This is a genomic window from Salinibacterium sp. SWN248 (assembly GCF_015864575.1).
Classification (GTDB): domain Bacteria; phylum Actinomycetota; class Actinomycetes; order Actinomycetales; family Microbacteriaceae; genus Rhodoglobus.
Genome location: NZ_JADYWW010000002.1, coordinates 323,753 through 346,377 on the forward strand (window position 1 = coordinate 323,753; position 22,625 = coordinate 346,377).

Annotated in this window: 19 protein-coding genes; 4 read left to right on the forward strand and 15 right to left on the reverse strand. The window is 60.6% G+C overall.

Annotation, left to right across the window (positions count from 1 at the left end):
- Nucleotides 1–2: 2 nt before the first annotated feature.
- Nucleotides 3–224 (forward strand): hypothetical protein, encoded by a 222-nt coding sequence (locus I6E73_RS11445; protein ID WP_197125710.1) that lies wholly within the window; start codon nucleotides 3–5, stop codon nucleotides 222–224.
- A gap of 84 nt (nucleotides 225–308) precedes the next feature.
- Here I6E73_RS11445 and I6E73_RS11450 read toward each other — a convergent pair whose 3' ends face one another.
- The 11 genes from I6E73_RS11450 to I6E73_RS11500 all read right to left on the reverse strand — a co-directional run bounded on the left by I6E73_RS11450 (nucleotide 309) and on the right by I6E73_RS11500 (nucleotide 11,353).
- Nucleotides 309–1,100, reverse strand: coding sequence for a hypothetical protein (locus I6E73_RS11450; RefSeq protein WP_197125712.1), 792 nt, complete (start codon nucleotides 1,098–1,100; stop codon nucleotides 309–311).
- A gap of 76 nt (nucleotides 1,101–1,176) precedes the next feature.
- On the reverse strand, nucleotides 1,177–2,046 hold the full coding sequence (locus I6E73_RS11455; protein WP_197125714.1) for a hypothetical protein: 870 nt from the start codon (nucleotides 2,044–2,046) through the stop codon (nucleotides 1,177–1,179).
- A 21-nt stretch (nucleotides 2,047–2,067) separates the two neighbouring features.
- Nucleotides 2,068–2,511: a hypothetical protein gene (locus I6E73_RS11460; RefSeq protein WP_197125716.1), complete on the reverse strand. Its 444-nt coding sequence runs from the start codon at nucleotides 2,509–2,511 to the stop codon at nucleotides 2,068–2,070.
- Between the two features lie 176 nt (nucleotides 2,512–2,687).
- Entirely contained in the window at nucleotides 2,688–3,518 is an 831-nt protein-coding gene (locus I6E73_RS11465) for an aldo/keto reductase (RefSeq protein WP_197125719.1), read from the reverse strand.
- A gap of 72 nt (nucleotides 3,519–3,590) precedes the next feature.
- Nucleotides 3,591–4,733, reverse strand: coding sequence for a bifunctional 2-methylcitrate synthase/citrate synthase (locus I6E73_RS11470; protein WP_197125721.1), 1,143 nt, complete (start codon nucleotides 4,731–4,733; stop codon nucleotides 3,591–3,593).
- 57 nt (nucleotides 4,734–4,790) lie between these two features.
- Nucleotides 4,791–5,696, reverse strand: a complete 906-nt coding sequence (gene prpB, locus I6E73_RS11475; RefSeq protein ID WP_197125723.1) for a methylisocitrate lyase — start codon at nucleotides 5,694–5,696, stop codon at nucleotides 4,791–4,793.
- Nucleotides 5,696–7,189, reverse strand: coding sequence for an MmgE/PrpD family protein (locus I6E73_RS11480; RefSeq protein ID WP_197125725.1), 1,494 nt, complete (start codon nucleotides 7,187–7,189; stop codon nucleotides 5,696–5,698). Before I6E73_RS11480 ends, prpB begins: the two co-directional genes overlap by 1 nt.
- A gap of 11 nt (nucleotides 7,190–7,200) precedes the next feature.
- Nucleotides 7,201–7,872, reverse strand: coding sequence for a GntR family transcriptional regulator (locus I6E73_RS11485; RefSeq protein ID WP_197125727.1), 672 nt, complete (start codon nucleotides 7,870–7,872; stop codon nucleotides 7,201–7,203).
- Between the two features lie 207 nt (nucleotides 7,873–8,079).
- Nucleotides 8,080–9,096 (reverse strand): SDR family oxidoreductase, encoded by a 1,017-nt coding sequence (locus tag I6E73_RS11490; protein WP_197125729.1) that lies wholly within the window; start codon nucleotides 9,094–9,096, stop codon nucleotides 8,080–8,082.
- Nucleotides 9,093–10,052, reverse strand: coding sequence for a bile acid:sodium symporter family protein (locus tag I6E73_RS11495; protein ID WP_197125731.1), 960 nt, complete (start codon nucleotides 10,050–10,052; stop codon nucleotides 9,093–9,095). The genes I6E73_RS11490 and I6E73_RS11495 overlap by 4 nt, the downstream gene beginning before the upstream one ends.
- Nucleotides 10,049–11,353 (reverse strand): NAD(P)/FAD-dependent oxidoreductase, encoded by a 1,305-nt coding sequence (locus I6E73_RS11500; RefSeq protein WP_197125733.1) that lies wholly within the window; start codon nucleotides 11,351–11,353, stop codon nucleotides 10,049–10,051. The genes I6E73_RS11495 and I6E73_RS11500 overlap by 4 nt, the downstream gene beginning before the upstream one ends.
- A 196-nt stretch (nucleotides 11,354–11,549) precedes the next feature.
- On the opposite strand from I6E73_RS11500, the gene I6E73_RS11505 reads away from it, so the two are divergent.
- A complete protein-coding gene (locus tag I6E73_RS11505; RefSeq protein WP_197125734.1) occupies nucleotides 11,550–13,862 on the forward strand; it encodes a glycosyltransferase family 2 protein in 2,313 nt (770 codons plus the stop codon).
- The gene (locus tag I6E73_RS11510; protein ID WP_197125735.1) at nucleotides 13,859–15,454 is read left to right on the forward strand and encodes a chitinase; all 1,596 of its coding nucleotides are present in this window, start codon (nucleotides 13,859–13,861) and stop codon (nucleotides 15,452–15,454) included. Before I6E73_RS11505 ends, I6E73_RS11510 begins: the two co-directional genes overlap by 4 nt.
- Nucleotides 15,455–15,535: 81 nt before the next feature.
- Here I6E73_RS11510 and I6E73_RS11515 read toward each other — a convergent pair whose 3' ends face one another.
- On the reverse strand, nucleotides 15,536–17,209 hold the full coding sequence (locus tag I6E73_RS11515; RefSeq protein ID WP_197125736.1) for an ABC transporter ATP-binding protein: 1,674 nt from the start codon (nucleotides 17,207–17,209) through the stop codon (nucleotides 15,536–15,538).
- Nucleotides 17,210–17,262: 53 nt separating this feature from the next.
- Between I6E73_RS11515 and I6E73_RS11520 the strand changes: the two genes are divergently transcribed.
- Nucleotides 17,263–17,871 carry a PH domain-containing protein gene (locus tag I6E73_RS11520; RefSeq protein ID WP_197110363.1) on the forward strand — a complete coding sequence of 203 codons (609 nt, stop codon included), beginning with the start codon at nucleotides 17,263–17,265 and terminating at the stop codon, nucleotides 17,869–17,871.
- A gap of 11 nt (nucleotides 17,872–17,882) precedes the next feature.
- Here I6E73_RS11520 and I6E73_RS11525 read toward each other — a convergent pair whose 3' ends face one another.
- The 3 genes from I6E73_RS11525 to I6E73_RS11535 form a co-directional block, all read right to left on the reverse strand.
- The gene (locus I6E73_RS11525; protein WP_197125737.1) at nucleotides 17,883–19,001 is read right to left on the reverse strand and encodes an ABC transporter permease; all 1,119 of its coding nucleotides are present in this window, start codon (nucleotides 18,999–19,001) and stop codon (nucleotides 17,883–17,885) included.
- 2 nt (nucleotides 19,002–19,003) lie between these two features.
- Complete coding sequence (locus I6E73_RS11530; RefSeq protein WP_374189169.1) at nucleotides 19,004–20,497, reverse strand: ABC transporter permease; 1,494 nt, start codon at nucleotides 20,495–20,497, stop codon at nucleotides 19,004–19,006.
- Between the two features lie 174 nt (nucleotides 20,498–20,671).
- Nucleotides 20,672–22,441, reverse strand: coding sequence for an ABC transporter family substrate-binding protein (locus tag I6E73_RS11535; RefSeq protein WP_197125739.1), 1,770 nt, complete (start codon nucleotides 22,439–22,441; stop codon nucleotides 20,672–20,674).
- Nucleotides 22,442–22,625 lie beyond the last annotated feature (184 nt).

Genomic DNA, 22,625 nt, shown 5'->3' on the forward strand with positions numbered 1-22,625 from the left:
TCTTGGCGATGAAGCTGCGCGCCAACCGCCCCGGTCCCGACACCCGCGACATCCGACTACTTGTGAGCTTGTGCGCGATCAGTTCCCTCGACGACGCTGACGAGCTGCACGAGGAGTTCTGCCCGTGTGACAGCCTCTACCCCCGAGCGGTATCGATGGTGACCGCGATACTTGCCGACGGGAAAAGCGATACCCCCGTGCGACCAAAGCCGATCAACTTCTAGAGCTACTCCAGCGATGTCTCCGTTAATCTGAACGCTCGCGCGACGCCTTCGAACCCTGTGCAGCTAAGCGCCCCCGCGGACGTGTCACCGGAACTTCTGCGGGATTTCTCGCAGGGTAGAAAAATCAGCTTTGAACACGTCGAGCTCAAATAGCTCACCAAACTGATCCACGTTCAGCGTGGCGGAAACCCGCATGCCGTCAACATCGAAAAAAGTTACCTCCGCTACTTGATCCTCGAAACGTCGTTCTAGCGAAGGAGGGCCGATCGCCAAGCTGCCCATACCGCCATCGTTCATTGACGCAACGGTCAGCTCTGAGAGGGTAGAAAGCGAACCCGAAAACCGCAGGGCTCGTTCGACCAAAGCACGCAAAAGCCGCAGCTCTGCCTCGGTCGGGGATCGGTAGCTTTCCGGCGAAGGACTAACAAACTTTGGGTGAGTTGCGGCGGCCTGCGAGGACCGCATCCGCGACCAGAGGCCGAACCACACGACACCAACAACGGCAAAGGTGATCGGCAGCCACGTGGGGAACGTGGTGCCGAGAGACTCTCCCATCAACCAGGTCGAGAGCACTGCGGCTGCCAGCAGGAAGGTGCTCGAGCCCAATGCCACCATGGTGCTGTTGAGACGGTCGCCTGTGTTGAGGATGGCACGGAGGCCAAGCCCCACGGTGACAGATAGCAGCCCTACGATGCTCCCGCCGATGATCCCGAAGAATAGCGATGCCGGCAGGAACCTGGAGAACGCCTCAGTTCCCCAGTACTCGCTGATGAGGGCGAGCGCAAAAGCCGCCCCTGCGACTGCACCGAACAGCGACCCGTAGAGCGCAACGACCCACGGGCCCACGTTGAGCGTTCGTCGGATTCCGCGGATCATTCACTCAATGTAGCGGCAGCAGCGCCCAGCGCGAAGCATCCGGAGGCATGAATCACCGCCGCCCTCTCTGGCGTGCCTATGCGGGCTGCTCGAAACGAGCCCACGGGCCGTCCGCGGCGACGCGTGAGGCAATGTGAGGTTCCTCGCCATCGCTTTCCCAACCAGAGGGATGCTGCATGGGTTCATCAATCGCGAGCCCGTGGAACAACTCGCGGCGGGCAACATTCTGAAGGTGCGCCGGAGCCCACTCGATGTCGAAGTCGCGAACGGTTGCGACTCCGAAGCTATCTTGGGCTACAAAAACTTCGTCTTCGCCATCGGGGCCTCCACCCGCAATGCTGATCTCCCACATGCGCTCAGCACGGGGAAAGAGCTTGACCAGATTGGAAAAGACGCACTTCCCTCGATACTTGCCGGCGCGACAGACGCCCACCGTAGGAAGCAATGGAATAGGGAAATCCACCCGATCTCTATCACTCACGGGAACGAACGTCGACGTGCCAGAGTCGGCCGCCGGAACCGCCCGACGCCGGAACACCCGCCTCCACGATTCATCGATCGAGAGCGAGAGGGGGAGCGGTATCGAGCCATCACCAGTGTCGATGACAACAGACGGCAGCCGGAACAGTCGCGATGTTCGAGCACTCCAGTGGCCAGAAAAGTACGCCAACGCAGCGCTGACATACTTCTCCAGATACTCGCGAGCATCATCATTAGTGGCCAAGTCATCCGCTACAACATGCATCAGCTTGCCCGGGATCTCCAACTGGAACCAACCGCCAGTCCCCACGGAAACAATCGCGTACTCATCGCGGTTCGCAAGCGAGGTGAGCTGCAGAAAAGTCTCGTCGTGCGGGTGCACTCCCCCAATACCGACTTCGGCGTGCACGCCCTCTGTCGACGCCGCTAGATCCTTCAGGAGCGCGAGCAAAACAGTCCGGTCCATGCTGCCTTCCTCGCTTGCGGGTTACTGAGCCGGAAGTTCGCGAGCGTCGTGCAGCTCGACAGCGCCGTTGAGCCCGGCAACTTCGAGAAGCACACGCCACTCGCCGCCGTTGCGTTCAACGACAGCGGGCCGTCCCTGGCTCATATCGAGCACGTCATCGTCGGTGAGAGTGACACCGTATTCTTCCGCCGCCCATTCCTGCATGGCATCCGTGTACTCCGCAAATGTCGCAGCATGGCGCTCTTCGAAGCTGTCTGCGGCAGCGCTGAGGCCGAGCGCACTTGCCGTTCCCGCAGCTATCGCCAGCACCGTGAGCCCCAACGCCCGGAGCCGAAACTTACGACCCGGGCCAGCAAGCCAATACAGCACGGCAATCACTGCGATACCGAAAGTTGCGAGCGCGCCAAAAAACGGGAGGAAAGCCCAGCCTTCAGCGGGGCTCTGATAGAGACCGGGGTTTGTCATGACTCTGGTCCTCGCCGCTCAATTCGTTGTGTTTCGCCCAGACCACTCAGCCCGAGCAACACTCTGTGAGCGTCTAGCGTACCAGCGCCTTAACGACAGAGGCCGGCATCCGCTCATCGAGACGAGTACGGAGGCCGGCCCCTGAGCGAAGCACCAAGCGAAGCACCAAGCGAAGCTTAGAAAGTAGCTTCGTCGGGGTTCGTGCCCACGCGCTGGTCACGGTCGATCGCGTCGATGGAGGCCATCTCATCCGCAGACAGTTCGAAACCAAAGACATCGAAGTTCTCGGCCATACGCTCGCGCGAGTTCGATTTGGGGAACACAATGATGCCGTTCTGCAGGTGCCAACGGATCGCAACTTGAGCAGGCGAAACCTCGTGGGCTGCGGCAGCGGTCTGCAACGCCGGCTCGCTGAACAGGTCATACTTGCCCTGGCCGAGTGGACCCCACGCCTCAGTGTGGATGCCAAGCTCGGCACCATAGGCGCGCAGCTCGCGCTGAGCAAACGCGGGGTGAAGCTCGATCTGGTTTACTGCGGGCACCGTTTCGCTTCCCGCAAGAATCTTCTCGAGGTGCGGGCGGTGGAAGTTGCTGACACCAATCGAACGCGTCTTGCCCGCAGCTTTGAGCTCTTCCATGGTGAGCCAGGTCTCAAGGTAACGGTCGAGGTCGGGGCGAGGCCAGTGGATGAGATACAGATCGACGTAGTCGAGACCCAGCTTTTCAAGGCTGAGATCCATGGCGTCGCGAGCAGAGTCGGTGCCCTGGTCGCTGTTCCACAGCTTCGTCGTGATGAAGATTTCTTCACGCGGGATGCCCGAGGCTTTGATGGCGTTGCCGACACCCTGCTCGTTGCCGTAAATCATGGCGGTGTCGAGGTGGCGGTAGCCAACCTCAAGCGCGTCAGTGACGATGCGCTCGGTTTCTGCGGGGTCAACTTTGAAGACTCCGAACCCGAGCTGCGGGATGGAATTGCCGTCGTTGAGTTCAATCTGGGGAACAGTCATGTCCCCATCCTGCCACTCACAACTGACGATTCCACCCTCGCAGATCACGCTCCCAGCGAACGGGCAAACCTTCTAGCTGATGTGGCGCTCGTCAACACCCGAGTACGCCGCGAGGGGGCGGATGAGGGCGTTCGAAGCAGCCTGCTCCATGATGTGAGCGGTCCAGCCGGTGATTCGCGCAGCAACGAACAGCGGCGTGAACATGTCTGTGTCGAAGCCGATGAGGTTGTACGCGGGGCCGCTCGGGTAGTCGAGGTTCGGCTTGATGTTCTTGCGGCTCGTCATGGCCGTTTCGAGTGCCTCGTAGAGTTCCATCATGTCGGGGCGGCGATACTCGGCGATCAGAGTTTCGAGCGCCGCCTTCATGGTGGGAACCCGCGAGTCACCGTTCTTGTAGACCCGGTGGCCAAAGCCCATGATCTTGCGCTTCTCGGCGAGCGCCGTCTCGAGCCAGGCTTCAGCATTCGCTGCAGTGCCGATCTCGTCGAAGACGTGCATGACAGCTTCGTTCGCTCCACCGTGCAACTGACCCTTGAGTGCACCAATTGCTGCCGTGACCGCGCTGTAGAGATCGCTCATCGTGCTGGTGACAACGCGAGCGGTGAAGGTCGACGCGTTGAAGGAGTGCTCGGCATACAGAATCATCGAGACGTCGAACGCGTTCACGACAACGAGGTCAGGAACCTCGCCGAAGGTCATGTGCAAGAAGTTGGCCGAATAGCTGAGGTCATCGCGCGGCTCAACAAGTTCCTGATCACGGCGACGGCGCTGGTCGTACGCGATGATCGCGGGCAGCTTCGCAAAGAGAGTCAGCGAGCGCTCAAAGTTGAGATCTGCGTCGATCATGCTGGCGGGGTCGGTGAGGGTGTCATCCATCGCGCCGATCACGCTGACGGCGGTGCGTACGACATCCATCGGATGCGCGCTGAGCGGCAGCTCGTCAATCACACGCTTGGTGTGAGCGTCGAGGTGACGCTGCGCCCGCTCGACGCGCTGGAACTCCTCGAGCTGTTCGCCGGTCGGCAGTTCACCGTGCCACAGCAGATAAGCCACCTCTTCAAAGGTGCACTTCTCGGCCAGTTCCTGCACGGGATAGCCGCGATAGAGCAAGGAGTTAGTCTCAGGGTTAACCTTCGAAATGGCGGTTGTATCGGCAATAACGCCGGCTAGCCCTTTGCGGATCTCGCTTGCGGGGGCTGTGGGTGTTTCAGTCATGGTGCTCCTCGGAGGTGTCTGTCGAGTCGAAATTGTGTGCGTTGATGTGCGCGTTTGTCAGAAGTGGTTGTCGAGGGTGAAGTTGAACACTGATGAATCGAAAGAGTTGTAGCTTTCGTAATCGAGCAGTTCATACAGGCGAGCCCTCGTCTGCATTTCGCCGACAACAGACTGCTGAGTGCCGTCGGCGTTGATTGCATCGAGAGTGCGCTCCGCAGCACCCATGGCACTACGCAACAGGGTTACGGGGTAAATAACAATGTTTACGCCAATATTGCCCAATTGGGTTGTCGTGAAAAGTTCGCTCTTACCAAACTCTGTCATGTTTGCGAGGATCGGAACGTCCACGGCGTTACGCATCGCCTCAAACTCGCTGAGGTCCTTCATGGCCTCGGGGAAAATAGCGTCAGCCCCGGCATCCACGAGCTGCTTGGCGCGGTCCATCGCAACGTCTAAACCATCGACGGCGCGGATGTCGGTGCGGGCCATGATGAGCAGGTTCGGGTCACGACGGGCCGAGACTGCGGCGCGGATGCGCTTGAGGGCGGTGTCAGTATCGACAACCGCTTTGCCATCGAGGTGTCCACAGCGCTTCGGGTTTACCTGATCTTCGATGTGGAGCCCGGAGACGCCCGCATCTTCGAGAGTCTGCACGGTGCGCGCGACGTTCATGGGCTCGCCGAAGCCGGTGTCGGCGTCAACGAGCGACGGCAGGTCGGTCATCCGCGCGATCTGTTGCGAACGGCCGGCCACCTCGGTGAGAGTCGTCAGCCCAATGTCGGGCAGGGCCAAGTCGGCGCTGATGACGGCGCCCGAAATGTAGACGCCGTCGAAGCCCTTGTCTTGGATAAGGCGAGCGCTCAGCGGGTTGAACGCGCCGGGTACCCGCAGCAGCTCGCCGCTTGCGAGGCGCTCGCGAAACTGGGCACGCTTGGTTGCTGGATCGGTTTGGGCGTACAACATTAGAAGATTCCTTTGGCAGTGATAGCGGGGAAGTTGCCGCGGACGGTCAACTCACCAAGTTCGGATGCCGCGAGTTGCGGCAGGCGCTGGGCGACGTCCAAGAAGCGTTCGATTTCGTCGCTCGCGAGCACACCATCCGCGAGGGTGCGGAACTTGTTGATGTACTGCTCACGGGCGAAGGGTCGAGCACCGAGCGGATGCGCGTCAGCGACGGCGATCTCTTCAACGATGCGGCTTCCGTCAGTCATTTCGATCTCGACGCGACCGCCGAATGCCTTCTCGGCGGGGTCGATCGAGTGGTAGCGACGCGTCCACTCGGCGTCCTCTTCGGTGGTCACACGCTTCCACAATGCGACCGTGTCTGCGCGGTTGGCACGCTCGGGGGCGTAGCTGTTGACGTGGTGCCACGCCTGGTCCTGCAGCGCGACCGTGAAGATATACGGGATGGAGTGGTCGAGCGTTTCGCGGCTCGCGTTGGGGTCGTACTTTTGCGGGTCGTTCGCGCCCGAGCCGATCACATAGTGCGTGTGGTGGCTCGTGTGCAGCACGATGCGGTTGATGTTCTCTTCGACCAGTTCAGGATGCTCGCGCCCCAACTTGCGGGCGAGGTCGATCCACGCCTGTGCCTGGTACTCAGCCGAGTGCTCCTTTGTGTAGGAGTCGAGGATCGCGGTGCGGGCCTCCCCCAGCTCAGGCAGCGGAACCTCGTAGTGTGCGTCTGGACCGTCGAGCATCCACGCAATTACGCCATCTTCGCCTTCATAAATCGGGGTGGGGCTGGTCTGGCCGCGCATGGCACGGTCGACGGCTTCGACGGCCATCTTGCCGGCGAAAGCGGGAGCGTGTGCCTTCCACGTGGAGATCTCGCCCTTGCGCGACTGGCGCGTAGCGGTGGTCGTGTGGAGAGCTTGGCCAACGGCCTGGAAGATTGTTTCGGTGTCGAGCCCGAGGAGGGTTCCGATGCCGGCGGCCGCGCTCGGGCCGAGGTGGGCCACGTGGTCAATCTTGTGCTTGTGCAGGCAAATCGCCTTCACGAGGTCGATCTGAATCTCGTACCCGGTGACGATGCCGCGAAGCAGGTCAGCGCCGGTGCGACCCGTGTGCTGAGCAACCGCCAAGATCGGCGGGATGTTGTCGCCGGGGTGCGAGTACTCGGCGGCCAAGAAGGTGTCGTGGTAGTCGAGCTCGCGCACGGCAACGCCGTTAGCCCAGGCTGCCCACTCCGGGCTGACACGAAGGTTGGAACCGAACACAGTGGAACCCGGCTCCGTGGGGTGGCGTTCAGCCTGCGCGCGAGCGGACACTACCGGCGCACGGTTGAGGGAAGCGGTGGCAACGGCAGCGTTGTCAATGACTCGATTGATGACCATGTCGGTCACGGCGTCGGTGGGTTCGAGTTGTTCCGACGCGATTTCGGCAATCTTGTGCGCGAGTTGGTCTTCGCGAGCCAAATTTTCATCGCTGCGGTAGACGCGGAGGGCATGGTTTTTCACGGTAGAGCCTTTCAATTGGCGGCGCGCAGCGGAGAATTTGCGGCCATAGCTAACGCGCTCGTGAGCGCGTGATGGAGGTGAACATGAGTGGCGTGCGCGGCAAGTTCGGCATCGCGCATCACGATCGCGCGCACGATAAGGAGGTGTTCCCGGGCAGCGTCCGCTAGGCGTTGCGGGTTGGACTGCGCTAGGCGACGCACGCGTGCAAGATGAGTGCGGAGAGAGCTGAGTGCGCCAGTGAGATAAATGTTTTCCCCTGCTTCATCGACTGCAGCGTCGAAACGACGCACGAGATCGAAGTAAGCGCTGCGGTCGTTACTGTCGAGCGAAAGAAGTCCTGGCACTGCCTCGAACTCACGTTCAAGGTCGGCGAAAATCGTTCCGCTGTGGCGCTCAGCGGCGAGCCTCACAGCTTTCACTTCGAGGGCTTCACGCACGGCAAAAAGTTCGCGAATATTTTCGACGGAGATATCGGTGACGACTAGTCCCCGCCCGGTCTGGCTTGCCACTAATCCGTCAGCCATCAGCCGCGAAAGAGCTTCTCGCAGCGGTGTACGAGACACCCCAAGTCGAGTCGACTGCTCCACTTCGCCCAAAACCACACCGGGTGAGAGCTTCCAGCCTACGATGTCGTCGCGCAGGGTCTGATATGCGCGCTCGCTAGCTCGTAGCGGTGTTGACATGCGCATCCTCTCCATCGCACTAGACAAAGTTCTGTATACAGAAACTTCAGTATAAGCAGTATTTTCCAGAAATCAAAGTAAATATCCATCTATCTGCATACAGACTTGAGCGCTAGTGCCGTTCTCGCGGCGCAACGATCCCAATCGCTCGGTTGCCGACGTCCCGCCGAGCGACCAAGAGCTTTCCGCCGCGGCGTCGCGCGCCCATCAAGATGCGCCGCGATCGTGTTGTGGGGCAAAGCGAAACCGTGGTGTATAGACGGGGCTATTGGCCAGCGCGCGAGTCTCGAGATAAGCGGCGAAAGCTTCACGGCTGGTTTTGCTTGGCGTAAAGCCAAACGTTTTCTTGAGCGCCGCGTTGTCGAGCACCGGCCGGTAGCGCAAAAACTTCACCTGAGCAGGCCCGTGAGGCGTCAGGCGTAACCCATGAGCCGCCCACAACAGCGCAGCGAAGAGCCACGGCGGCAACACAATCAACTTCTTGCCGAGCGCTGCTGCGATCTCCCCAACGGTCATCTTGCCGTCACCGGCAACGTTGAAGATGCCGGCCGGACCACCACTCGCAGCACGAACCATGACCTCGACAACGTCATCCACCCAGATGAACACAAAGGGGCTGTCGGAGCCCGTGAGCTTCAACACTCGCTTCCCGTCCCAGAGCGCGGTGATCTGGTTCTCCACTGCAGGCCCCAAAATCGTGCCGATGCGGAACACCGTCTGAGTGAGTTGTGGTGCCGATTCGCGCGCTTCGGCCAGCATCTCTTCGACCAGGCGCTTGTGGCGGCTATACGGAAAGTCGTCGTTGCCTCGCATCGGATCACCCTCGGTAATCCACTCCGCGTTTTCGGGGTGGTACCCATAGGCGGCCCCGCTAGACGAGACCACGATGCGCGAGATCCCGGCCTCGATACAGGCGTCGAGCACGGCGCGCGACCCCTCGACGTCAACCGCAAATTCTTGAGTGACCGTGGTGCTCTTGCCCGGGTTAACGATGGAGGCGAGATGAACGACCGTGTCGACCTCATGGCGTCGCAGCAGTGCAGGCAGATCAGGAGCATCCGTCACATCGACGCGTTCGTAGAGCACACCAGGCAACCGCACGCCGGGGCTGGGGGCGCGAATATCAGCGCTCACCACACACTCAATGGCGTCGGATGCAGCCAACCCTGCCACCACAGAGGTACCCAAGAATCCGGTGCCACCCGTCACAAGAACTCGACTCATGCGTGTGCCTCCGTTTCATTCGCTGGGCTACCGGAGATCGGCCCCGAACTGTCTGTGGCACCCCGAGCCTTACGGCGTCCCCACCAGGTCGCGAGTGCGAGTCCGGCGATGATGTCCCAGATGCCCCACCATCCCGCAACAACGGCCATTCCGCCTAGTCCCCCAAAGAAGGCGAAGACTAAACCAAGGCCGAGACCGGCGTTGCGGATTCCGACTTCGAACGTGACTGCTTTGGCTTCGTAGAGCGCGAGCCCACCGAGTCGCGCACTGGCGTAGCCGAGACCGAGCGCGACCGCATCGTGCAGGAACACCGCCAACAGCACGACCTCTACATAGGCGATGAAGAACTGAAAGTTTCCGGCGAGCGCCGCGATGATGAAGCCGAGAAGCGCGAGCAGACTGATCCACTTCACGGTGGGTTGCACCTTTTTGGCGAAGGCGGGCCAGCGGTGTTTGATGGCGAATCCCACGGCGAACGGCAGCCCGATGATGAGCACAATTTCGAGCAGCATCTGCCAGCCATTGATGCTGACGCTTTCCAGAATCGTGGATGCGGTGGGGTGCCAGCCGCCCCACAGCGACAAGTTCACGGGAAGCATGACGATGTAGATCACGTTGGTGACCGCCGTCATCGAGACCGAGAGAGCAACGTTGCCCCGCGCCCGATAGGTGAGCACTTGGGAAATGTTTCCCGGCGGACAACACGCAACCAAAATCATCCCGAGGGCGATCGACGGGCCGACCTGCAACAGCAGGGTGAGGCCGAAGGTGACCGCAGGCAGCAGCACAAGTTGAGCAACGAGCGAGATGGCGAACGCGCGGGGTGCTTTCAGAACTGCCCGAAAGTCTTCGAGGCTCGTATCGAGTGCGATTCCGAACATGATGAGGCCGAGCACAATGCTGAGCGCGATGAGTGAACCCGGGCTGAAGTTGAGTTGCGCATCATCGATCGTCATGAATTGACCTTCCGGGTGAGCGTCTCAAGCAAGCGTCGAATGGTGCGCCGGTAGGCATCTTTATTGACGTAGTACGACATGCGCTCAAGCGCCAAATATTTGTAGCCACCGGTGAGGTCGGGCCACGGTTCTTCGGCGGTCTCTCGAAAGTGGGCGGCGGCGCGCGGAGCGGTGTCTTGAGCTGCCAGATACGCCGCCAAGAGCTCCGCCTGTTCGTATCTTCCCTGCCAGCCGATACCGCTCGCTTCGATCATCCCCATCACGTAGAGACCGTTAAAGCTGGGCGGGAAAATATTCAAATACAGCTCGGGCGCGTCGGAAGACCAATTAAGGTGCTCCCGCCCCACAAAGGGGTACGCGAGCGTGTAACCGGTAGCCAACACGATGAGGTCGTAGTCTGCCTCGGTGCCATCGCTAAAGTGCACGGTGTTGCCGTCGAAACGTTCGGGAGCAGGCACCACACGCAGATCGCCTTGACCGAGGTGACCGAGCACGAGAGTGTTCACGATCGGATGTGATTCGTAGATTCGGTAGTCAGGCTTCGGGAAACCAAAGTTCACCGGGTCGCCCGTGAACGCGCGCAACACTCGCTTGTCGATAAATTGTTTGAGGCGGGCCGGCAGCGGGCGGCCCTGATTGAGGGTGTCCGCCGGTTTACCGAAAAGGTAGCGCGGAACAAAGTAGTAGCCCCGGCGCACACTCAGGTCGATGCTGTCGGCATGGTGCACGGCATCCACCGCAATATCGCAGCCGCTATTGCCGGCACCCACCACGAGAACCCGCTTGCCCGCAAACATCGTCGCCTTCTTGTACTGGCTCGAATGAAGGATCCCACCAGCAAATTCACCCTCAAATTGCGGGATGCTGGGGCGGGCTAGCGTGCCATTGGCGAGCACAACACCATCGAAACGTTCCGTTCGCGGCTCGTGCCCCGCGGTAGTGCACGTGACGTTCCAGCCGTCGTCGTCGGTCGGTTCGAGACGGTCGACGGTGGTGTTGAAGAGGAATTTCTCGCCCAGATCGAACCGATCGCTATAGGCCCGAAAGTACTTTTTGAGTTCGCGGTGGCTGGGGTAATCTGCCGTGGTCTGCATAGGCAGCTCGTGAAACTCGGTGGTGGTGCGCGACGAAATCAAGTGCGCAGATTCGTACATTGAGCTGCGCGGATTGTCGATATTCCAGAGGCCACCAACGTCATTAGCCGACTCAAAACCGACGAAATGGATGCCTGCCTTGTCGAGAGCGCGGGCAGCGGCGAGTCCCGAAGGACCAGCGCCGATGATGGCGATGGTGCGGGGCATTCGTTCCTCCCGGGATGAACAACGATATTCACGGCGTTTCCGCAGCCTACTAGACCGTTTTTGGCGGGTAGACCAATTTGTCGAGGCGTAGCATTTTGTTGCAAGAACTAAACCCAGTGCGAATACTGGGCGTGCAGGATACCCGCCGGCATCTACCCGAAAGATGCCGATCTTGCACACAAGGGATCTAACCACTATGCCCGAAACTCCTACGGTTGCGCCTTCACGGCGTCGCCAGTGGGGCGCTGAGTCGCGCCTCGAACCGCTGCCCACTGTCCATCCCGCGCCGAGCGACCGCAAAATCGCGCTCGCTCGCCTCGCTATTGTCGCCACCGTTGTGTTTTGGCTGACCTACGTGATCTACACGATCGTTCGTCAGTTCATCAACAACGGCACCGAGAGTTTCCGTTTCACGACGGAGGCCATCTCCTACGTCATCGTGGTGACCTTCCTGACCTTCTCGGCGCTCATGTACTTGATCGCCCGTCACGGAGCCTTCCAACGCTTTCGCGCGCACGCTCGTGTGCCGCGGGCTGAACTCGACCGACACTTCGCCGACAACCAGGGCTCCATCACCGTGTTGGTGCCCAGCTACAGCGAAGAGCCCGATGTCGTTCGTGCCACCCTCTGGTCGGCATGCCTTCAGGAGTACCCCAGCCTTCGTGTCGTGCTCCTGCTCGATGACCCGCCCTTTCCCGATGACCCGGATGCCGCAGCCCAGCTGTCGAAGTCACGCCAGCTCACCGAAGAGATTCAGCGTGAGCTCGCAGCGCCCCGCTCACGTTTCGCTGATGCTCTGTCGACCTTCGAATCACGACTTCGCCAACAACGCCCGATGGGCATCGCTGAGCTCGCGGATCTTGCCGGTCAGTACCAGTGGGCATCCGCGTGGCTCGAGAACAAGGCAGACAACGAACAGCGCATTGACCACGTTGATGAGTTCTTTGTCACGCAGGTTCTTCAGGGCTTGGCTGGCGAACTGCAGCTGACGGCTGACGCGTTGGGCGCAGCGCTCGACGAGCGCATGGTTCCGCCAGCAACTCGACTGCACGAGCTTTACCGCCGTCTCGCGCGCACTTTCGATGCTGAGCTGTCGACCTTCGAGCGCAAGTTGTACGCCTCCGTTTCTCACGAAGCGAACAAGGCGATGAACCTCAACGCCTACATCGGCCTGATGGGTGGCAACTACCGCCCCGAAGAAACTCCCGACGGAACGGTGCTGCGGCCCGTGAGCCACGCCGGAGCCGGCGACCTCTCTATTCCCGATTCGGAATACCTCCTCACCCTCGATGCCGACTCGCTCCTGCTGCGCGACTACTGCCTGCGCCTCGTCTACCTTCTCGAGCAAAAAGACAACGCTCGCGTTGCCGTGACGCAGACTCCGTACTCATCGTTCCGCGGTGCTAGCACGCGCATCGAACGCCTCGCTGGGGCCACCACCGACCTGCAGCACATCCTGCACCAGGGCAAGTCGTACTACGGCGCCACCTTCTGGGTGGGCGCCAACGCCGTCATCCGCAAGGCTGCTCTGGATGACATTGTCGAGACCGAAACCGAGGGCGGCTTCACCGTCAAACGGTACGTTCAAGACCGCACGGTTATCGAAGATACCGAATCGAGCATCGACCTCGGCACCCACGGTTGGACGCTCGTCAACTACCCTGAGCGCCTGAGCTACAGCGCCACCCCACCCGACTTCGGATCGCTGGTTGTTCAGCGCCGACGTTGGGCCAACGGCGGTCTCTTGATCATGCCGAAGCTCATGCGCCAGATGCGTGAACGTCGGGCCCGTGGCGAAACAGTGCCGTGGACCGAGTTCTTCCTGCGCGTGAACTACATGACGTCGATTACGTGGGCCAGCTTCGGCCTCGTCTTCCTCCTCGCCTACCCGTACGACAGCCGACTGCTGAGCCCGGTGGTTCTGCTGGCGGCGGTTCCGTACTTCTTGGCAATGGGAAGCGACCTGCGCTATAGCGGCTACAAGTTCAGCGACATTTTCCGCATCTACGGCTTCAACCTGATCCTTCTTCCGGTGAACTTGGCCGGCGTGCTGAAGTCGCTCGAGCAAGCCATCACGAGCAAGAAGATTCCGTTCGCTCGCACCCCCAAGGTGCGCAACCGCACGGCAACCCCGCTGCTGTATGTGATTGCACCGCTGATCATCATTGGGTTCTCCGCCTTCACCTTCTGGCGCGACCTCAATGCCGGCAACTGGGGCAACGCCGCTTTCGCAGCGTTCAACACGATCCTCGCTGGGCTCGCACTCGTCTCCTACATCGGCATCTGGAATGCGATCGTCGACATCTGGATTGGTGTCACTAGTCCTCTGTTCGTCGAACGCAAACCCAAGGAGGAGAAGGCGGAACCCGAGCCGGAATCGACCACGCTCGACTGGCGTTCGATCCTCTACTACGGGGATGACAGCGGATCGCACCGCAAGGTGCGCGACTCGATTGTCTTCGCCGAGATGCTCCCCCCTATTGATGAAACCAGAGAGGTTCGATCATGAGTTCAGCTACCCGTCGTCTTTCCTTCTGGCGACTCGTTATTGCAGCGATTGTGGCTGTCGCCGTTGCTGCTGGCGGCCTGTTCGCCTATCAAGCCTGGGCATCCACCCAAGCGGCACCAGCCCCCGACCCGTGGTTCGCCGCCTATGTGGATGTCACGGCAACGCCAAGTTACGAGTTCGAGTCCGCTGTGAACGACAGCGGAAAAGAGGTCATGCTGTCGTTCATCGTCGCCGCGACAGATGATGCCTGCACTCCCACCTGGGGCACCGCCTACACAATGGATGAGGCAGCAGTATCGCTCGACCTCGATCGCCGCATCGCACGCTTGCAACAGCAGGGTGGGGATGTCGGGGTATCGTTCGGCGGCCTGCTGAACGACGAGCTCGCAACATCCTGCACCGATCACGACAGTCTCGTTGAGGCCTACAGCTCGGTGATTGACCGCTACGCCTCCACCACGATCGACCTCGACATTGAGGGCGAGAACCTCAGCGATACCGCTGCCGGTGAACGTCGCGCCGCCGCTATTGCTGATCTGCAGCAGTCGCGTCGCGCTGCTGGCGAAGACCTCGCCGTGTGGCTCACGCTGCCCGCTGCCACCTTCGGTCTCACCGAAGATGGCACCACAGCAGTCACGCAAATGTTGGATGCCGGAGTAGACGTCTCTGGCGTCAACATCATGACGATGAACTTCGGTCAGAGCTTGGCCGATGGCGAAACCAGCGGTGACGCCTCGATTCGTGCCCTTCAGGAGACTCACCGCCAGCTCGGCATCCTCTACGACCAGGTCGGAATCGAACTGACGGATGCCACGCTCTGGACGAAACTCGGTGCAACCCCGATGATCGGCCAGAACGACATCGAAGAAGAAGTCTTCACCATGAGCGATGCTTCCACGCTCAACGAATTCGCGACGGAACAAGGAATCGGCCGAATGTCGATGTGGTCGCTCAACCGCGACACGACCTGTGGCCCGAACTATGCCGATGTCACTCGCGTCTCCGATGCCTGCAGTGGTGTGGCTCAGGGCGATCTCTTCTTCGCTGATGTGTTGGCCGAGAACTTCGAGGGACAGCTCGCGAGTTCTGCCAAGACCATCACCACCGAAGAGCCAACTGATCCCGCCGACTTCATCGACGACCCGGCCACCAGCCCGTACCCGATCTGGCAAGAAGACGCCAGCTACCTTGCCGGCACCAAGGTCGTGCTGCACCGCAACGTGTATCAAGCCAAGTGGTGGACTCGCGGAGATGTTCCCGATAACCCCGTACTCAACTCGTGGGAGACCCCGTGGACGCTTGTCGGCCCGGTTCTTCAGGGCGAGACCCCGGTCGAGGTTCCAACCGTGCCTGACGGCACCTACCCCAACTGGGATGGCGCTTCAATTTACGAAGAAGAGGATCGCGTTCTCTTCGACGGTGTTCCTTACGAAGCCAAATGGTGGACCCAGGGCGACAGTCCCGCAGCGTTCTCCTCTGATCCAGATGGATCACCGTGGATTCCGCTCACCTCTGAAGAAGTCAAAGCCATCGCCGACAGCAGCACGATTGACGAGTCGACGACACTAGCTCCAGCCAGCACAGAACGCTAGATTTCTCGTTCTATGCCCGGTTGGTCACGGGAGGCAGGCGGCGGGAATCGGGTTCCCGCCGTCTGCTGAGTTTCCGTTCCGCTAGGAGAAAAGGCCTTCGCGCTCGGCACGGCGGCGACGCTGTTCTTCCGGATCCGGTAGCGGCACAGCCGCAATGAGTCGCTGCGTGTATTCCTCTTTCGGACTACGCAGCACTTGATCGCGCGTTCCCTGCTCCACGATCTTGCCGCGGTGCATCACTGCGATGCGGTCGGCAAGAATATCGATCACCGCCAAGTCGTGGGTCACGAACAGGCACGCGAATCCGAGTTCTTTCTGCAGTTCTTGAAAGAGCTCGAGCACTTTCGCCTGCACCGACACGTCGAGCGCCGACGTTGGCTCATCGGCCACAAGCAGTTTGGGGCTGAGCGCCAGAGCGCGCGCGATGCCGACACGTTGGCGCTGACCGCCCGACAGTTCGTGCGGGTACCGGTTACGCATGTGAGAGGAAAGCTGCACTCGGTCGAGCAGAAGACTCACGCGGGCTTCTTCGTCTTTGCGACTGAAACCGCCACCGAGACGCATCGGTTCTCCGATACTCTCGCCAATCGGCATCCGGGGGTTCAACGACGAACCCGGGTCTTGAAAGACGATGCCGATATCGCGACGAACCGCGCGGAGTTTGGCCTTGTTGATACCGACCATGTTGGTGCCGACGATGTCGAGCGTGCCCTCTACCGCGGGGAGCAGGCCGACAACGGCACGACCGATCGTGGTCTTGCCCGAGCCAGACTCCCCCACAAGGCCGAGCACTTCACCCTGACGAATCGTGAGGTTGATGTTATCGGCGGCGCGGAACGCGGGAACCCGACCCCGCTTGGGGTATTCAATGGCGACGTTAGTCATCGTCACGACGACTTCACGATCATCCTTCGAGGCGGATGCTTCGCCAGCTTCACCGAGGTGAGGCACGGCCGCGAGCAGAGCCTGAGTGTACGGATGCGTGGCACCGGCGAACAGCGAATCTGCTGTTCCGGTCTCCACAACTTCGCCATCCTTCATCACCATCACGCGGTCGGCGAGGTCAGCGACAACGCCCATATCGTGAGTGATGAGGATGATCGCGCTGTCGAGCTTCGAACGCAAGTGGTGCAGCAGTTCCAAAATCTCGGCTTGCACGGTCACGTCGAGAGCCGTCGTCGGCTCATCGGCGATGAGCACGCGGGGGTCGCACGAGATGGATTGCGCGATCATGGCGCGTTGGCGCTGCCCTCCCGACAACTGGTGTGGGTACGAATCGAACGCCTTCTGGGGGTCGGGAAGCTCCACCATCGCAAGCAGTTCGAGGGCGCGCTTCTTGGCATCCACCCGAAGCATGCCGGCATTGTGCACTTGAAGCGCCTCAACGATCTGGAAGCCGATCGTGTACACGGGGTTGAGCGCCGTCATGGGCTCTTGGAAGATCACCGCGATGCCGGCACCGCGCAGCTGACGCAGTCGGTGCAGCGAGGCACCCACGAGTTCTTCACCGGCGAGCTTCACGCTGCCCGAGAGACGCCCGTTCTCGGGCAGCAGTCCGAGCAGCCCCATGGCGCTCGTGCTCTTGCCCGAACCTGACTCGCCCACAATGGCGAGAACGTCGCCGCCGTGCAGCGTATAGCTGACGTTCTTGGCCGCCGTGACCCACTCGCCTTCGACCCAAAAGTCGACGCCCAGGTCAGTGACCTCAATCGCGGGAACCTTTGCGGTTGCCTCGGTAGTAGCTGATTCAGTCATCAGGAGTCTCGCCTTTCACCCTGGATGCGTGGCTCTCGTGGGAACATGGTTCCGTGTCGCCAAACTTCACCCTGCACTCGCGATTCGGGCGCGTACTTTCGATTGTTGTCATTGCTGCCTTTGCGGCGGGACTCGTTGTCACGGCTGTTCAAGGCCGGTGGCTGGATGCCCTGCAAGTCGCCCCCGTTTTCGGACTGCTCAGCGTGCTCACGTGGGCCATGTTCTGGCGCCCCCAGGTGCGCGTGACCGCTGCCGGCGTGACCCTGCATAACGTGCTGCGCACCATTGAGGTCGCGTGGCCCGAGATCCGCCGCATCGACACCAAATACGCTCTCACTCTGGAAACCGCGCACGGCAAAGCCACGGCGTGGGCCGCGCCCGCTCCGGGCCGCCATGCGGTCTTCAGCGCCGTGCGCCAAGACGGCAAGAACCTGCCCGAGTCGAGCTACCTTGCGGGCACGGTGCGACCTGGCGACCTCATCACGTCGGATTCCGGTCAGGCCGCGTTCGTCATCCGCACGCACTGGGAGCAATTGCGCGATGCCGGTCACTTGGATGCCGCCACGAGCGAGTTCACCAAACTGCGAGTCACGTGGCATTGGCGCACCATCGCGGCTCTCGTTGCGCTGACGCTGCTCAGCATGCTCACGTCGTTCAACTAGCTGCGACGCCATCACTTGTTCGACGTCCTGTCGCCGGGACGTGCTCCGGGAATGTAGGCCTTGAAGAAGTTGCCGACCTCGGAACCTAGGCTTCGCTGACGCGGTACGCGCTTCTGGCGGGGGTCGAACGCATCGCGCAGACCATCACCGATGAAGTTGATGCACAGCGCAATGACCACGATGAAGAGACCTGGCCACCAGAACAGCCACGGCCGCGTCTTGAACGCTTCGTTGTATTCACTGATGATCTGACCGAGTGAAATATCCGGAGCCGTAATGCCGAATCCGAGGAAGCTCAGTGACGTCTCGAGCAGAATTACGGCACTCATGAGCAGCGTCGCGCTCACGACGATCACGCCGACCGTGTTGGGCAGGATGTGGCGGAAGATGATGCGGAAGTCGCTGGCCCCAGCCACTCGGGCCGCATCAACGAACTCACGTTCGCGCAGGCTCAAGAACTCGGCACGCACGAGTCGTGCCATTCCGGTCCACGCGATGAGCCCGATCATGACGGCCAACAGGAACGCGTCGCCACCGATCGTCTGGCCGAGAACGGCACCGAGGATGAGCAGCGGCACGATGATGATCACGTCGGTGAGACGCATGATGACCTGGTCGATCCAACCGCGGTAGTAACCGGCGAGGGCTCCAAGCACGACGCCGATGACAGTTGAGATGATTCCGACGATGAACACAACGTTGAGCGATTGCTGCATGCCGCGCATCACACGAGCGAAGACATCCTTACCCGTGTTGTCTTGGCCGAAGGGATGCTCGCCGAAGGAGAAGGGCCACCAGGTGAACGTGGGGGCACCGCCAGGGAGCACGATGTCGTAGCGTTCCCACCAGGTGAATCCCCACCAGCCGGGGATGCGGAAACCGTCGACGATGAGGCGTGTGCCGGTGGGATCCGGGGTGAGCTTTCCCGTGCCGCCGATAACGGTACCCACCGAAGTAAACGCAAGGAGCACAAGAAAGAGCAACACGAAGACCGAGACGACGGCACCACGGTGCTGCAGGAAGCGGCGGCGCACGATCGCACCCTGGCTGAGACCAACCGTGGCGCGCTGTTCAATACTGAGTTCTTGGCCCACCGACTGTTCGTCGGCGACGGGCTTCTTGTCGGTCATGATCAGCTCACCCGAATTCTGGGGTCAAGGGCCGAGTACAAGAGGTCGGCAATTACGTTGAAGATAACGGCGAGGATGCCCGTGACGAGGAAGAAGCCCATCACGAGGTTCACGTCGATGTGCTGAAGCCCCTCGTTGAAGAGGGAGCCCATCGCCTGCCAGGCGAAGACTCTTTCTGTGATCACGGCACCACCGATCACCGCCCCGAAGTCGAGCGCGATGATGGTCGCGATCGGGATCATGGCGTTGCGGAAGGCGTGACGCATCACCACGGTGCGTTCGCCGAGTCCCTTGGCACGAGCAGTGCGCACGTAGTCCTGGTTCATGACGTCGAGCAGGCTGGCGCGAGCGTAGCGCGTGTAGGCCGCCAGTGAGATGATCATGAGCGCGATAGTGGGCAGCAGCATGTGGGTCAGCGAGTCGAGCATGTTCAGCCAGGTGTCATCCACGCGGCGGATGGCGGGAGTCGAAGCACCGATCGTCGCAATCACACCGTTGCTGAGCGGGATGCGCGCGACGTACTCATCCCAGCGGATAAACATTTGGTCGAGCACGAGGGGAAGCACGCCCAGACCGCCAACGATGGCGGCGGTGCGAGCGACGACGGCCTTGCCATCGCCTCCCACAAAGAAGCCGACGAGCAGGCCGAGCCCCACCAGAATGGCGAGAACAAGCAGCACGGTCCAGGGGCTATTGACGTAGTAGAAGAGGAACTGGAAGGGCCAGCTCAAGATGACCGTCAGCACAACCACAATTCCTACCGCGAGCAGGGCACGTCGGTTGTGGAAGCCGGTGGAGGTGAAGAGCACCACCGCGCCCGTCGCGATGGACATCAGCGCGATTCCGACGAAGCCGATCGAGGGGCTTTCAAACCAGCGCGTGACATCGAGAAGGATGAGCAACGCAGCAATACCGCCGCCGACGCTGACGAAGGAGATGACGCGCGTTCGCAGCTCGCCGCCAACGATTGAGGAGGCGATGAAGCCCATCACGAGCCCGATGATGAGGATCGACCACCACGGTATGACGGGGTCGCCGAGGAACGAGTTGAACTGAATAGCGCCGAACTCTTTGAGGAGCACCGCTACCCAGAAGATGGGCAGCGAGTAAAAGACGAAGGTGAGGAACGTGACGACGTAGTCGTAACCGCTGTACTGGCGAAGGGCGGTTGTCATTCCGATGGCGACACCGATGACGATCGCGAGGATCGTTGCGGCGAGCACCAGTTGAAGCGTGGAGCCGAGTGCTCCACCGATGGCTTCAATCACGGGCTGCTGGCCTCGCGCGACTGAGATACCGAGGTCGCACTGGCCAATGAAGCAGGCCCCCACTCCTCCGAGCCAGGAGAAGTAGCGAATCACGGGTGGCTGATCGAGATTGAGCAGTCCACTCAAGTACGCAATTTGATCTTGAGCGCTGGGATCTCGGCTGCCCCGAAGTTCTCGGAGCGGATCGCCGGAATTGGCGGTTAGTACATAGACGATAAATGAAGCCACTAAAAGAACTAAAAGAGTGGCTACAAGGCGCCTGGCGACAAAGGTCAGCACCGGAGATCCTCATTTCGGGGGCATGCAAAAACGGAACAAAACAGTGCCGCTGAGCGGCATAACGACGTGCACGCAAGTGGGCCGGACTTGGAGCCCGGCCCACTCGTGAGCGCTACCGAGAAATTACTCGGTGTCGGTCGGTGCCCACTCCCAGAAGTTCCAGAAGTAGGTCGGCGACAGCGGACTCGGGTCCACGTTCGTTACTGAGTTGTTCCAGACGGTGATTCCGGGGAACTGGAAGAGGGTAACGCCGTACGCGTCTTCCCAGACCAGCTTCTCGACCTCAACCTGAATCTCGGTCTGAACCTCGGGGTCCAGCTCGGTCTCGAGGTCCTTGAGGAGTCCGTCTACCTCGGTGTTGGAGTATCCACCGAAGTTGCTGGGCTGGCCACTACCGAGGTACTGGTCAGAACCGGTGAGCGCGAGGCTCGTCGACTGCCATGCGAAGATAACCGCGTCGTGCGGGTTGATCGGCAGTGCTTCCTTGTCGGTGAATGCCCACGTGGGCTCCGAGTCGTCAACAACCGTGAAGCCGGCAAGAGCAGCCGACTGCTGGATGAACTCGAACTCGGATGCGCGACGAACGTTGCCCTCGGGGTACCAGAACTTGACCTCAACAGGAGTTGTCACTCCGGCGTCAGCAAGCAGCGCCTTGGCGCCTTCGATGTCAACCTCGGCGTAGTCAGCCGAACCGTTGGTCGAAGCGATATCGTCGTAGCCGGGAGCACCAGGAATCTGGAGGACCGAGTCGCGCAGAGTGGCGTTTTCGTTCAGCGGGAGGATCAGCTTGTCGAGGATCTCCTGACGAGGAACAACCTTCAGGAATGCCTGACGAACAGCCTTAGCGGTGTCTTCGTCTCCGCCGTAGGTAGCGGGGTCGAAGGGACCACCGTTGTTGAAGGTGAGGTCGATGTGCTCGTAGGTTGCCTCATCGGCAGTGACGTAGTCAGCGTTGTCGAGTCCCTTGACGAGCTCAAGCACGTCAGGAGTCGGCTGGCCGGCTGCGATCTGCACGTCACCATTCTCGATGGCCTGAACCTGAGCGGTCGAGTCCTCGATCTGGCGAACGATGATGCGTTCGTACTTGGGCGACGGGCCCCACGTGTAGAGCGGGTTTGCTACGAGTGCGACGTACTCGTTTTCGACGAGTTCGTCGAGAACGTAGGCACCGCTAGAGAGGGCAACAAGGTCACTGTCGGGGGTGCTCGGCGCCTGGTACTCGTCGTTCCATGCCTTAGCTACCGGGGTGAGCCAGTCAACGTCGTCGTTTTGTACTGCTTCAACGAACATCGCCTTTGCTTCTTCGGGATCAGTGATCTCGGGGTAAGCAAGCTCAACGACACCGTGAGCGGCAACACCGAGGTCGAACTGGATCTCCCAGTCAACGTAGGCCTTGTCGTACACAATCGTGATGCTCTTGTCGTCGATCTCGGGCAGCGCCGAAGCGAGGTCACCACGCGGGTTGGCGTGGGTGAAGAGCGGCGCGTCGTCAGCATCCGTGACGCCGGCGAAGATAGTGGTCCACGCGAGCAGCAAGTCGGCGGAGTCGATGGGGGTGCCATCAGACCACGTGACGTTGTCATTGATCGTGTACTTGACCGTTAGCGGGTCGTCGCTCGTCTTTTCGAACGTACCGAAATCGGTGTTACGGACGAGTGCCGGTTCGCTGTTGTAGTACAGGAACGACGAGTTCATCATGTACAACACAACGGCGTTAGCGGTGTTGTTGCCCGCTGCGCTGCTTCCGTTGAAGTTGTCAATCAGGTCATTCCACGCCACCGTGATCTCGGTGTCGGCAATTACTTCTGACTCATACGGCGGAGTACACCCTGTTAGGGCGAGGGCTCCGGCCGCGAGCACAGCTATGGCAGCTGAGACGCGCTTCTTCTTCATCTTTCCTCCAGTAGAAAGGTGGTCGAAGGGACGGTGTAGACCAATCCCATGGCCGCCATTACACCGTATTGCTGAACGTCAGGGCAATAGAAACTGACGATTCGCACAATTCGCAACAAGAACGACACAATCCTGCGTGGATATATGTGTCTACCCCACAGCGGGGGTGATGCGCGGATGAGCG

What these genes read in the sequence shown, in the direction of transcription:
- I6E73_RS11450 (WP_197125712.1), bottom strand. Translation starts at nt 1,100, where the DNA reads ATGATCCGCGGAATCCGACGAACGCTCAACGTGGGCCCGTGGGTCGTT.
- I6E73_RS11455 (WP_197125714.1), bottom strand. Translation starts at nt 2,046, where the DNA reads ATGGACCGGACTGTTTTGCTCGCGCTCCTGAAGGATCTAGCGGCGTCG.
- I6E73_RS11460 (WP_197125716.1), bottom strand. Translation starts at nt 2,511, where the DNA reads ATGACAAACCCCGGTCTCTATCAGAGCCCCGCTGAAGGCTGGGCTTTC.
- I6E73_RS11465 (WP_197125719.1), bottom strand. Translation starts at nt 3,518, where the DNA reads ATGACTGTTCCCCAGATTGAACTCAACGACGGCAATTCCATCCCGCAG.
- I6E73_RS11470 (WP_197125721.1), bottom strand. Translation starts at nt 4,733, where the DNA reads ATGACTGAAACACCCACAGCCCCCGCAAGCGAGATCCGCAAAGGGCTA.
- prpB (WP_197125723.1), bottom strand. Translation starts at nt 5,696, where the DNA reads ATGTTGTACGCCCAAACCGATCCAGCAACCAAGCGTGCCCAGTTTCGC.
- I6E73_RS11485 (WP_197125727.1), bottom strand. Translation starts at nt 7,872, where the DNA reads ATGTCAACACCGCTACGAGCTAGCGAGCGCGCATATCAGACCCTGCGC.
- I6E73_RS11490 (WP_197125729.1), bottom strand. Translation starts at nt 9,096, where the DNA reads ATGAGTCGAGTTCTTGTGACGGGTGGCACCGGATTCTTGGGTACCTCT.
- I6E73_RS11495 (WP_197125731.1), bottom strand. Translation starts at nt 10,052, where the DNA reads ATGACGATCGATGATGCGCAACTCAACTTCAGCCCGGGTTCACTCATC.
- I6E73_RS11500 (WP_197125733.1), bottom strand. Translation starts at nt 11,353, where the DNA reads ATGCCCCGCACCATCGCCATCATCGGCGCTGGTCCTTCGGGACTCGCC.
- I6E73_RS11505 (WP_197125734.1), top strand. Translation starts at nt 11,550, where the DNA reads ATGCCCGAAACTCCTACGGTTGCGCCTTCACGGCGTCGCCAGTGGGGC.
- I6E73_RS11510 (WP_197125735.1), top strand. Translation starts at nt 13,859, where the DNA reads ATGAGTTCAGCTACCCGTCGTCTTTCCTTCTGGCGACTCGTTATTGCA.
- I6E73_RS11515 (WP_197125736.1), bottom strand. Translation starts at nt 17,209, where the DNA reads ATGACTGAATCAGCTACTACCGAGGCAACCGCAAAGGTTCCCGCGATT.
- I6E73_RS11525 (WP_197125737.1), bottom strand. Translation starts at nt 19,001, where the DNA reads ATGACCGACAAGAAGCCCGTCGCCGACGAACAGTCGGTGGGCCAAGAA.
- I6E73_RS11535 (WP_197125739.1), bottom strand. Translation starts at nt 22,441, where the DNA reads ATGAAGAAGAAGCGCGTCTCAGCTGCCATAGCTGTGCTCGCGGCCGGA.